This is a genomic window from Paraburkholderia phenazinium, assembly GCF_900141745.1.
In the GTDB taxonomy this organism is placed as follows: Bacteria; Pseudomonadota; Gammaproteobacteria; order Burkholderiales; family Burkholderiaceae; genus Paraburkholderia; species Paraburkholderia phenazinium_B.
In genome coordinates this window covers 1,395,097-1,407,173 of sequence record NZ_FSRM01000002.1, presented here as the reverse complement: position 1 = coordinate 1,407,173, position 12,077 = coordinate 1,395,097, and the positions used below count along the sequence as shown (strand labels likewise).

General features: G+C 59.8%; 11 protein-coding genes. 5 read left to right on the top strand and 6 right to left on the bottom strand.

Features of this window, described 5'->3' with window-relative positions; genetic code table 11:
• The first annotated feature begins 117 nt into the window (after positions 1-117).
• Complete coding sequence (locus tag BUS06_RS26335) at positions 118-762, top strand: ureidoglycolate lyase (RefSeq protein WP_074267331.1); 645 nt, start codon at positions 118-120, stop codon at positions 760-762.
• Positions 763-928: 166 nt separating this feature from the next.
• Entirely contained in the window at positions 929-1,771 is an 843-nt protein-coding gene (locus tag BUS06_RS26330) for a DMT family transporter (RefSeq protein ID WP_074267330.1), read from the top strand.
• Between the two features lie 286 nt (positions 1,772-2,057).
• On the opposite strand, the gene BUS06_RS26325 is transcribed toward BUS06_RS26330, so the two are convergent.
• The 5 genes from BUS06_RS26325 to BUS06_RS26305 form a co-directional block, all read right to left on the bottom strand.
• A complete protein-coding gene (locus BUS06_RS26325; RefSeq protein WP_074267329.1) occupies positions 2,058-2,378 on the bottom strand; it encodes a pyrimidine/purine nucleoside phosphorylase in 321 nt (106 codons plus the stop codon).
• 114 nt (positions 2,379-2,492) lie between these two features.
• Positions 2,493-3,197, bottom strand: coding sequence for a hypothetical protein (locus BUS06_RS26320; protein ID WP_074267328.1), 705 nt, complete (start codon positions 3,195-3,197; stop codon positions 2,493-2,495).
• Positions 3,198-3,305: 108 nt separating this feature from the next.
• Complete coding sequence (locus tag BUS06_RS26315) at positions 3,306-4,853, bottom strand: methyl-accepting chemotaxis protein (protein ID WP_074267327.1); 1,548 nt, start codon at positions 4,851-4,853, stop codon at positions 3,306-3,308.
• A 281-nt stretch (positions 4,854-5,134) separates the two neighbouring features.
• A complete protein-coding gene (locus BUS06_RS26310; RefSeq protein WP_074267326.1) occupies positions 5,135-6,226 on the bottom strand; it encodes an alpha/beta fold hydrolase in 1,092 nt (363 codons plus the stop codon).
• On the bottom strand, positions 6,223-7,185 hold the full coding sequence (locus BUS06_RS26305; RefSeq protein WP_074267325.1) for an AraC family transcriptional regulator: 963 nt from the start codon (positions 7,183-7,185) through the stop codon (positions 6,223-6,225). The genes BUS06_RS26310 and BUS06_RS26305 overlap by 4 nt, the downstream gene beginning before the upstream one ends.
• Before the next feature lie 126 nt (positions 7,186-7,311).
• Between BUS06_RS26305 and BUS06_RS26300 the strand changes: the two genes are divergently transcribed.
• The 3 genes from BUS06_RS26300 to BUS06_RS26290 all read left to right on the top strand — a co-directional run bounded on the left by BUS06_RS26300 (position 7,312) and on the right by BUS06_RS26290 (position 10,629).
• Positions 7,312-8,199 (top strand): SDR family oxidoreductase, encoded by an 888-nt coding sequence (locus BUS06_RS26300; RefSeq protein WP_074267324.1) that lies wholly within the window; start codon positions 7,312-7,314, stop codon positions 8,197-8,199.
• Between the two features lie 371 nt (positions 8,200-8,570).
• A complete protein-coding gene (locus BUS06_RS26295; protein ID WP_254368966.1) occupies positions 8,571-9,437 on the top strand; it encodes a hypothetical protein in 867 nt (288 codons plus the stop codon).
• Between the two features lie 232 nt (positions 9,438-9,669).
• Positions 9,670-10,629, top strand: coding sequence for an alpha/beta hydrolase (locus BUS06_RS26290; RefSeq protein ID WP_074267322.1), 960 nt, complete (start codon positions 9,670-9,672; stop codon positions 10,627-10,629).
• Here BUS06_RS26290 and BUS06_RS26285 read toward each other — a convergent pair whose 3' ends face one another.
• Positions 10,630-11,892 carry a GGDEF domain-containing protein gene (locus BUS06_RS26285; protein WP_074267321.1) on the bottom strand — a complete coding sequence of 421 codons (1,263 nt, stop codon included), beginning with the start codon at positions 11,890-11,892 and terminating at the stop codon, positions 10,630-10,632.
• Positions 11,893-12,077 lie beyond the last annotated feature (185 nt).

Here is a 12,077-nt window from a genome sequence, read left to right as displayed (position 1 = left end):
CCTCGCATTCTGGCGCGTGTCGCGGCGCAGCTTGCGTGATCCAGCCGGACAGGCGGCGCGTCTTCCAAGGTGCCCGCGGAAGCGAACAGGTACGGCCGAGTCGTGTAAACTGTCTCCATGTCCGAACCTATCGATTACCTCAATCCCGCTCTTCCTTCTGGGCTCCGCCGCGTGTCGATGCCCGTGGTTGACGCGACCCCGTCGACACTTGAAGGCTTTGGCAAGCTTGTCGAAGACCCGCGTGAGTGCTCAATCGAAATCGTGCAGTGGCCGAGGGTGGGTTCAAGACCCATCGACGCGGACACCGGTGATCAGGCAGGCACGACCGAGGGCGTTTTCGTGAGCGAGTGGCGTGGCGACATTCTCTACGGTCGAAACGAGGCTGTAGGCGGTCACTACGTCCTGGCATACGCAACAGAACCAGAAGCGGCCCGCGAAGACAATCCGAATGCGCCGGAGCGCATGTTGCTTTGGCATGCGAACTATCATCCTGACGGCGGGCAACTGTTTTTCCCGCTCGACCACCGCCCTTTCTACATTCCCTTAGCGTTACCCGGGGATGACATTGCACCAGAGAAATTCGTGTGCTTTCGCTTCGACGGGCAACAGGGCCTCTACATTCATCCAAACATCTGGCATGAAGGCGTGTTCACGCTTGGCGGCACGCAACGGTTCTTCGACAAACAGGGTGCCGTCCACGCACGGGTGTCTGTCGAATTTGCCCAGGAGTTTGGTTGTCTCCTCGAAGCGCCCATCCGCTGAGACGCCTAAGGGTAAGCCTTTTACCGCGGCACCTGCCCGCCGCGGTCAACGAGCCACGCCTTCTCACTCACGAGAGTTTATCTAACGTGATATCTCAACTTATATGGTTTGTCAGCTGATGCCGGGATAGATATCCTGTTTGCCATACCCTTGGCTACAAACCTAAATGCTTAGTTATGCTGGCGGTTTCGTTCTGCTTGCCGCCCTGCTTCACGCGAGCTGGAACGCGATGCTGCATGGCAATCGCGACCGGTTCCTCTCCATGACGTGGATGAGCATCGCCATCGCGGCAATCTCCACGCTCGTCGTCCTGTTCGTACCGTGGCCAGCCCGCGCGGCGTGGCCGTACCTCGGCGCATCGGGACTCGTACATATCGTCTATAACGTGACGCTCGTGCGGTCATATCGCCGCAACGATCTGGCGCAAGCTTATCCGGTCGCGCGCGGCTCGTCGCCGCTGCTTGTCACGCTCGGCGCAGCACTCTTCGCACACGAAGCGATCGGCCCCTTACACGCTCTCGGGATTGCGATGATCTCCGGTGGCATCATCGCGATCGCGCTGCAGGGCCAACACGTGTCGCGCGCAGGCGTGCTGGCTGCGCTGACAACCGGCGCGACAATCGCGGTCTATACGGTGATCGACGGCATCGGCGTGCGCTTATCCGGCGGTCAGGCGCTCGCCTACACCGCGTGGATGTTCATGTTCTATTGGCTGATGCCGGTGCTGTTCGTCGCGGTGCGTGGGCTCACGGCGCTGTGGGAACCGGTGCGCGAGGCGCCGCTGTCGGTCGGTTCGTCGCTGATTGGCGGTGTGGTATCGATCGCTGCGTATGGCATCGTAATCTGGGCGCTGCAGTCGGGCGCGATGGGCACCGTGTCCGCGTTGCGCGAAACCAGCGTGGTATTTGCAGTGCTGATCGGGCGAGTATTCTTGCGGGAAACGGTAAGCGCAAAGCGCTGGCTCGCATGCATGATCGTCGCAGCCGGGGCGATCTGTCTGGGGCTCTAACCCAGCGTGATTCAGATCTCGCTCAACACGGCCAATGACGAGCTATAACCTGCTGACCGTCGAATTCAATCACTGGCGTGCGCTGTGGCACGACCTGGTTGCGGCGCGCTCGATACAGGAAGCGGTGGGCTATGTAATCCGGCCACCTGGGTGGCAGCCCGATAAGGAGGGGGAAACGACCGAAGATTTACGGCGACGTGCAGAAGGACGGTCGTTCGGAATAGAGCAACCGTAGTGTGCCTTGATTACGTGAGTACGGGGCGCCGCACGCCCCACTGCCCTGCGCTTACAGATACGTGCAGACGTAGTCCAGCGTTTCGGTCACGTCGATATCGAAGCGGCTCTTGCCGGGCACCGAGAATGTCTCACCCGCACCGTATGTCTTCCACTCGTCACTGCCTTCGAGGCGAATGCGGCATTGGCCGGCCTGCACTTCCATGAGTTCCGGCGCGTCGGTCCCGAAGTTGAGCGTGCCGGGCAAGATCACGCCGAGGGTCTTGCGGGTGCCGTCGGCGAAGAGAACGGTATGCGAGACACATTTGCCGTCGAAGTAGACGTTGGCCCGTTTGATAACGGAAACTTGATCGAATTGCGTTGCGGCCGACATGGCGTTCCTCTGGGTAATCGTGAATGGATGCGTTGACGTTGGGCGGCCCCGCTGCGCGGGCTTTCTAACGGGCGCAAGCCTGTCATGATACAGGCCCCGACGCGGCCCAGAAAGCTAGTCGGCCAAGCGCCAGCGACCAGACTCCGGGCACACCGCGACACGTTCGCCGTTCAGGCAAACCTGCTCTGTGTCCAGTTGCAACGCGGTCGAAGGGTCGATATCGAAGTCGACCTTAAGCGCGTGCGCTACGTGGATATCTTCAATGGGTAGCTCCCAGGTCAGGAATATCTGGTGCCAATCCCGATCCGGCGTGAAATCAGGCACATTAAAGCCATTACTGCCGCGCGGAATTACGCCATGCGGCTGGCATGTGTCGAATATGACTGCCGTCCCGCGGGTTAGAGGAATACGAAGGCCTAAAGAGGGAAAATGCAGGTCCAGCCCTTTGTCCTCACTTAAGAAGAGATTGCAAAAGGCCGCGCTGCCATATTGCTCACCGTCATAGTGATAGCGCGCACCGCGGCTGGCCATGAGGGCTATGTCGCTAGACGCCAGCACTTCAGGCAATCCAAGCGAGGACGTCCAGTCGAACATCGCCTGCACGCAGCGCGAGTAATCGGGCCAGCGGGCACGTGCCCGCGCTAAAGGCATGACTTCGACGTCGCCGGGCTCCAGAACCATGCGCGACGATATCTCCCTGTCCCAATCCGCAAGCAGACGCACGGGCGGCACGGGCACGTCGATCGTGTCGAATAGCACGATGTCGCTAACGCGCCGACTGCGGATAGCGTCGCCGCTCCAGAAATAGGAGGTCAGCATGTCTTGCTCTCGATGCGGATGCGGGACATGGTTCATCGAAGCATTGTAACGAAGCGACAGGACCTTTCAGGCCAAAGCGACCGCCATCCGTCGGTTGCTGCCTGTGGATCAAACCGGCAACTGGAACACCGCCACCACATCGCTCATGCGCGTGGCCTGCTCCTCGAGCGAAACGGCTGCGGCCGCCGCCTGCTCGACCAGCGCTGCGTTGCGCTGCGTAACTTCATCCATCTGCGAGACGGCTTTGTTGACCTGCTCGATGCCGTCGCTCTGCTCTTCGGACGCAGCCGCAATCTCGGCCATGATGTCGGTCACGCGGCGCACCGCGTCGTTGATCTCCGTCATCGTCTTGCCAGCGCGACCGACCAGCTCGGTGCCGTTCCCCACCCGGTTGACCGACTCGCTGATAAGCGTTTTGATTTCCTTGGCCGCCGATGCGCTGCGTTGCGCCAACGTACGCACTTCGCCCGCCACGACCGCAAAGCCCCGTCCCTGCTCACCTGCTCGCGCCGCTTCGACTGCCGCGTTCAACGCGAGGATATTGGTCTGGAAAGCAATGCCCTCGATCACGCCAATGATGTCGGCAATCTGCTTCGAGCTCGCGTTGATCTCGTCCATCGTCGTCACGACCTTTGAAACGACATCGCTGCCTTCGTGCGCAACACCTACCGCGACTCTCGCGAGATCGCTCGCCTGACGTGCATTGTCGGCGTTCTGGCGCACGGTCGAAGTCAGCTCCGACATGCTCGAGGCGGTTTCTTCGAGCGAAGCCGCCTGCTCTTCGGTTCGCTGCGACAAATCGGTGTTGCCCGCAGAGATCTGCGCGGTCGCCGTGGAGATGGATTGCGCTCCGTCGCGCACAGAGACCATCGCCTCCCTGAGACGGGACTGCATCATGCGCAGGTCTTGCAGCATCTGACCCATTTCGTCGCGCGAACGTACCTCGATGTGCCGGCTGAGGTCGCCATCGGCAATCGCGCGGAAGTGGTGCATGGCCTCATCGAGCGGGCCTGCAATCGATTTGCGCAGCGCATGCCATGCGAATGCAGCCATCGACAGCCCGATCAGAAGACCGACCGCGGCGAGCGCGAGAATCGTGTGGAAACGATCCTGCGCGGTGTCGTACCGGCTGCGTGCCTGATCCGCCTGCATTCTCTCGAGCTCAGCGGAACGGTCCGTGATTTCGTTAAACGGCGCCGTCATCTTGTTCGAGATCAGATCGGCCAGTTGCGCGGTGTCTCGCCGGTCGATCGCGGCAAACACCTGGGCAACCGGCCCGTTCATGGCAAGCGTCCGCTTGGCTTCGACCGCTTCGGCCAGCTGCTGCTCTTGCGGCACCGAGGGTAGCGCACGGTAGGTCTGCCAGGCCTGGTCGCCGATCGCAAACTGCTCGCGCGCGCGAGTTTCGAGGCTTGCGACATCCGGACGATCTGGCTGAGCAGCAATCCGGTCCAGCACCAGCCGGCCGCGCGCGTAGAAGAAATTGAACTTGCCGATCGCAATCGCCGACGCGAGTTCGTTGGAATAGAGCTCCTTCTGATCTGCGTTGCTCAGGGCAATGCCAACCACGCCCAGCACAGCGCCGATCGTCATGAGCAAGCCGAGGAAGCCCATCGCAAGGGCGAGACGGGCGCGGATCGTGATGTTGGAAAACATAGACGCCTCAAGACACAGCCAGCAGAACAGGAAAACGTCGCACCGGAAAGGCGCGCGCGGTCATTGGGGTTTACGGCAATAGATCGGGAAAATGAAGGGGAGATTCGAACTTCAGGTGTTCAACGGGCTGAGAACGGCGTAGCAAAAGCGTAGTAACAGCGTCGTCACTATGTTACGGCCCGTTGCAGGACGCGTGATGGGTCCTGCAACGAGCCGTCAGAAACGCTTGCGCCCGCACGACACCGGATGACCGTGCTGGCGCCCTTCGGTCATTGCATCGGTCAGTGAGCCTGGGCCGTGTCGCTCAGCAACTGCACCAGGTATGGCTTCCACACTTCAGGATGAGCGAGGGTCTGGTGGCCGTAAGAATGCGCAGTCTCGGGTATTTCAACGTACCCGCCGTTCGGCACCGCTTTCATCTCCCGTTGCATGATGCCTAAGTCCGCGGCGTTGATCAGATCGTCGGCAAAGTTGACGGCAAACAATCGCGCGCGAATCTTCGACAAATCAGGCGCCGGGTTGTAGTCCCACGACGATTCGAACCAGTACAGCACGTCGTTGGCGTCGCTCTTCTGAGCGTTGTCGACCAGCGTGTCGTACAGATGCGTGGCCGCGTCGCGATCCGGAGCTTCGCTTTGCATGCGAGCCGGGTTGTTGGTGAAAATCGTGAAGACCGGCATCACGCGAGTCCATTGGGTGGGCGGCACGGTGTAGTCGCCGCCCTGCCAGCCCGGGTCGTTGCGAATCGCGCCGACGATCATCTGCCGCCAGAGCCAGTTGCGGCCGGCCATCGGGATGGGTTGGCTGGCAATCGGCATCAACGCATCCGCCATCTCCGGATAGCGCTCGCCCCACATCCACGTTTGCATGCCACCCATCGACGTACCGAGCACCAGGCGCAGATGATGAATATGCAAACCCTCGACGAGCAAACGGTGGTTAGCCTCGACGACATCGCCATAGCCGTAATGCGGAAATCTCGCGTGCATGCCATCGCTCGGCTTGCTCGAACCGCCTCGGCCCAGGCCATCGGGCATCACGATGAAGTACCGGCTCGTGTCGAGCGGTTCGCCGGGAGCGAAGAGTTCCTGGCGCATGGTCGGCGTGAGGAAAGCTTTGCCGGTGCCGGTAGTGCCGTGCATCAGCAGCACCGCGTTGTCGATCTCGCCGTGCGCATCGCGCCGTGGCGTGCCCAAGGTGGTGTAGTGGATATGAATATCCGGCAACGTAGCGCCGTCGGCGAAGTGGAAGTCGTGTTCGGTGAAATCGGCTGCCTGTTCGGAAGCAGGTTCAGTTGTCGCAGCGTGGGCCGGCACGAGGCCGGTCAGTACGAACATTCCTGCCGTGGCCAGCAGGGATGTGAAGCGGATCATAGCGGTGTCCCGTCGATTGTGCGGAAGGAGAGAATATCGTAACTGCGTGACGTCATGCTCTGCCGGCTGTGCTGCCTCGGCGAACAGCCTACGACGCGTTTGAAAGCCTTGCCGAACGCGCTTTCGGACTCGTAGCCGAGCGATGCGGCAATGCGGGGAATGGAGTCGTCCGGATTCTTCAGCCGGTCGCAGGCCAACAGCATGCGCCAGCGGGTCAGGTACTCCATTGGGGACGTCCCCACGGTCTCCTTGAAGCGCAGCGCGAAACTCGAGCGTGACATGCCTACGCGAACAGCCAGCGACTGCAACGTCCACGGATGCCCCGGGTCGTCGTGCATGCAGGTGAGTGCCGCGCTTAGCTGCTTATCCGCCAATGCGAAGAGCCAGCCCACGCCTGCATTCGCCTTATCGCCCAGATGCAGGCGCAGTGCCTGAACCAGCAACATGTAGGCGAGTTGCTGGGCGATCAACGATCCCCCAGGTTGCCGATCGCGCATCTCTTCGGTCATGCGCTCGAGCGACCAACGCATCGCCGCCCTGTCCGATTCCTTGCGGATATGCACGATGCTCGGCAACGAACCCAGCAGCAACTCGGTGTAGCCACCAGTGAGGACAAAGTGGCCGCCGACGAGATAACACCCTCCGCCTTCGCTGCTAGCGGGATTGCTATCGAGGCCGCCTGTTATCCGCAGTTGTGCAAAGTTGACAGGCTTCGCCGAAAGGTCAGTGGCGAGACAGAAAGGCGGACCGGGCGGCAACAAATAGCAGTCGCCAGCGTTGAGAAGCACCGGGTCGGCAACGCCATCCACGGATAACCAGCATTGACCGGAGGCCACCGCATAGCACTTGATGCCTTCATGTCGCGGCCATTGAATCGCCGTGTTGGGCTTCACTGCGACGCCACCCGATACAACGCTCCGAGGTTTCAGCAGGGACAACAGGTCTGAGAGCGGATCCATGAGATTCCCGGACGATCGATCCAAAAATGCGGACTATATGACATTGATCGTATCACGGGCGACGCCTACATTAGGCATCGTTGAACTGCGACTGCAGCCCTTAACCTACGTAGAGGCCAATTCATCATGCGTATTTTTGTTACCGGTGCGACCGGCTTTCTGGGTTCCGCCATTGCCCAGGAACTCATCGATGGCGGCCATCAGGTACTCGGACTGACGCGATCGGAGGATGGTGCGCGTTCGCTCGCCGCGATCGGGGCCGAAGTGCACCGTGGCGATGTCGAGGATCTCGACAGCCTGCGCCGCGGCGCGGGTATGGCCGACGGTGTCATCCACACTGCCTTTAATCACGACTTCACAAGGTTCGCTGCGAACTGTGAAGCAGACCAGCAAGCTGTCGAAGCAATGGGCACCGCGCTGCTCGGCTCGCAGCGCCCTCTCGTCGTTACCTCCGTTTGCATGTTGGGTACCTCTGCGCCAGGCAAGCCGGCAACGGAGGACTACACGAATCCCGACCACCCGAGCCCGCGGAATGCGTCGGAATTAACTGCGATTGCTCTGGCCCAGCGTGGCGTCCACGTATCGGTGGTGCGGCTTCCGCAAGTCCACACTCCCGTCAAGCAAGGGCTCGTTACCAATCTGATTCAACTGGCTCGAGAGAAAGGCGTTTCCGCCTATGTCGGCGACGGGCTTAACCGTTGGGCTGCAGTGCACCTCAGCGATGCAGTCCGTGTCTATGTGCTGGCGATGCAGAAAAACGTAGCGGGCAGCCGATACCACGCGGTCGACGAAGAAGGTATATCGCTTCGGACGATTGCCGAAACCATCGGTCGAGGTCTAAACGTACCGGTAAAGAGCATTGCCGCTGAGGAGGCACCCGCACACTTCGATTGGCTCAGTCCATTCGTCAGCCGCGACATGCCCGCATCCGGCGCGCTTACGCAGGAACGACTTTCGTGGCAGCCGAAGGGGCCGGGACTGATCGCCGATCTTGAAGCGATGAACTATAGATAGAAGTTGAATATTTGGTAACGTGAGCCCTGGAAAAATCCGTTACCGAATATCACCCTTCGAATCAGGAGGGTGATAAATTATTAACGCAGAATAAAACGGTATAGAGAGATACCACCACATTGCTTTGACTTGGCGCACGCGTCCAACTAAAGCAATTCAAAAATATAACAGCAGGCTTACAACCAAGAAAAATGAAAAACATCAATCGACCAAGGATAGCGATCGCGGTTACTTTGTCAGTTCTACTGATAGGGTGTGGTGGGGGAGGTGGAGGTAGCAGTTCATCTTCGACTGCGGGCCTGAGTGCGGATCAGAAAGCATTCGAACAGTTTGCGCTGGCGCCGAATGCCTCATACAACGTTCAATGGTCATTGCCAGCCTCAGGCACGCCGGTAAACGGCACTAACTATCTGATTGAATCGCATGCGTCGACTGCCGCGTCTCCGTCCACCGGCACACAACCGCTGAACGGCACTCCGTCGACGTCGCTTGCCGCCACGTTAAGTGTTCCGACCACCTTCGACAATGGCCGCTACCTGATCAACGGTGCAATAGTCGTGGGCTCCGGATCGCTTAACACTGCGAGTTTCCAGGGCACCGGCATCGTGGTCGACGCTCTTGCGACCGATGGCGTGACGGTGGTAGCAAGCCAGCTGCGCAGCAATCTTTCGGTGGTCCCCTTGAGCGGAGCCGTCGCGGCCGCTCCGACCGCTCTGGCGCAATGGTTCAATGCGCTTTACTACAACGCATCGCTACTCAGTGCATCGGCCGTCTGGGGCACTGGTTCCGCATATCTTCAATACACGGCGACCGAAGTTGCTGATACCTATACGGTTGTCGATTACGCCGGTTCTACAACGGGCAATACGCCCGATCCGGTGGCAGGCGGTACGACCATCGCGGCTTTGATGGCTGCAGGAGGCATTGTCTCGAACGATGACGGCACGACCTACACGCTGACCAATGGCAGCGTGTCGTCGATCAACGGCGTGACGACGTATGTGTCTTCGGCGGTGCGCCCTAACCTGACGACACCTACCTACAGGACCTTTTACCAGCTCAACGGCAATGTCTATGAGGGTAACTTCGTTAAGGCGGGAACCGTATTGGGCGGCAGCGTGTACCTGGTCGCGGCACCCGGTACGTCCACCGGCTATACACTCAATTACTCGCACCAATATCAGATTCGCCTGAATGCCGCTGCCGTCGCCAGCTTGCGTACAGCGGTGACGTTTTAAAGGGCGGCCTCAGCCGCCGCTCAGTTGAACGGCTCGCAAAACGACACCTTGCCGCGTAGCGCGTTGCCTGCGGCGGCAGGGTCCTATCCTGCCGGCAACGAATGTCCGGCGTTCTACCACGCGCAAAGTTGCTTTGCAATTCAGGAGATATGCGCGCCCTCGCTGCCACTCTACTATCCGTGCATAGGTCCGATCGCCGGACGATGTCTCTTACACGATAAAGGAGTTAGCGATGGAAAATTCACCCGCCAACGGCGTATCTAACTCTTTTGTCGTAACGCATCCACTCGATCCTGAAGACGGCAAGATCATCGCGATGATGCGAGCCGGCGCCAGTTCCACCAAAGGGGTGAGGCTGGGGATCGAAGCGCGCGGGGCCTTCGATGCCATGATGGAAAGCGTTTTGCCGCACGAAAACGTGACGTTCGAACAAGACGCAGTGGGCGGCGTCCCAGGCATCTGGGTGATTCCTGAGCACTGTCGGCCGGGCGACGCGATCCTCCATTTGCATGGAGGATGGTTTAACTTCGGCTCCGCCAACGCATTCCGCCATCTTGTCGCGCACATCGCGGCGAGGAGCGGAGTAAAGGCCTTCGTTCCGGACTATCGGCTGGCTCCCGAGCATCCGTTCCCCGCAGCCGTTGACGATGTGCTGGCCTGCTATCTCGGACTTGGCGAGAGAAACATCGAGCGGATTGCTATCACTGGAGACTCGGCCGGCGGTAATCTCGCCCTGATCCTCGCCTCGCGCATCGCCGGCAACGACGTCCCTGCTAAGGCGATGCTTGTTGGCGTGGTTGCCCTGTCACCCGTTACCGATCTGACGCTCTCGGGCGCCACCTACGAGACACGCGCAGACGCCGATCCGCTTTTCACACGCGCTCAAGTGTCCGAACTTGTGCATTCCTATTTGCGTGGTGCCGATCCCAAACATCCCCACGCTTCGCCGCTCCATGCACCGTTGAGCGGTTTACCTCCCGTTCGCGTTCACGTGGGAGACGATGAAGTGCTACTGGATGACTCACGTGAATATGTCCAGCGCGCCTTCGCCGCAGGTATCGATGCACGGGTCGATGTCTGGATGGGGATGCCACACGGATTCCCCGGCAGGATTGGAACGTTAAAGGCTTCGGGAGAGGCTCTCGAGGCTATCGGTGTGTTTCTCGGAGAGAAGCTGCAATCGGGAATCTGATCAAGCCGTTTGCGCCAAAAGCTGCGCATCCCGCTTCGCCGCATACATCCGCTGATCCGCCAACGAACACAGTTGATCCAGCGTTCCGGCGTCTTCTGGAAAAAGCGCGATGCCAATGCTTGCGCCCAGTTGGACCTGCTCGCCTGACGCCTTCGCAGGCGCCATCAAGCTATCCTGCAGGCATTTGGCGATACTGACAGCGGTGTCCCGATTCATCGGGCACTCAAGTAGAAGGCTAAATTCGTCGCCGCCGGTCCTCGCCAGAGTGTCGCCGCTTTGGACACAGCCAGCAAAGCGATGGGCGACATCCTGCAACGCCAGGTCGCCGGCACGATGGCCGAATCTGTCATTGATCGACTTGAATCCATCCAGATCGATCGCCAGCACAGCGACCCTGACTCCTTTCTGCTGTGCCCGCGAGAGCGCCGCACCCAGCCGGCTTTCGAATAGCCTTCGATTTGGCAAGCCGGTCAGTTCATCGTGGTCCGCCAGATGTTGATTCTGCTTGAGCTGATTTTCAAGCAGCAACATGATCATGCCGACCGCAACCAGGAACTTGGGCAGATTCCACATTTCGACGTCGAACTCAACTTTGGGCAGCCAGAGGTCTGTGAGCAGCCCCATAGGAAAAACCGCCGCCCAGGTCAACAGCCCGACGAACGTGACGATAAAGCCACCGGTGCGCGCCTTCAGCATGAACCAGCACTGAATGCAGCAGTATAGGTAGGCGGCGCAGAGCATCGTCGCTGTCTGCACGCCTAGGGTTGCGGGGAGCATTTCGCAAAATAACAGGGCGACGGCTAGAGCAATGTCGAGCACTACCGTTGTAAGGCGCGTGGTGGTTCGCTGCGCGGACGGAAGGACGTAGAAGATAGTCAGCGGGACCAGCGCGAGCAAGGTTGCAACAACCATTCTCGGCGGCGCAGGCACGCCGGGCCAATCCGCAAGGCAGATGTACAACGTGTAGACGAGCGCACGGCTCCAGAACATGAGCCGGCTACTCCAATGCCGAGGCTCCGCGTCCATCGACCAGCAGAAGAGCTGCGCACACCAGATGAGCGCGGCCGTGCCGATTGCATCTGCCGCTGCGCCCCAGGCTCCGGGCAACGCGAGAAACGAATACGCGGCGAAGTGTATTTCGATGCAGATCCAGCCGCGCAACCAAAGCCGGGTCATGGTCGAGCCGGCAGGCCGTGCGACCGCTACAAATGCGTAGATCAGTAATCCGACCGAGAACAGATCCGGTAATTCTCGCCAGGACATAATGCCTCAGAAATCTCGTTCGCCGTTGCGATACGGCACCTGAAAAGAAGCCCATGAAAGTTAGCGACCGCTACGTGAATTAACGGCAGGCGAAGAACATTCTGAAGGAATGATGTCAGTCGCGCGTATTTATTGGCAATTTTGATATTTCTGCGCCACGCCTTATTCTTCCCTGCTGCGGCGCA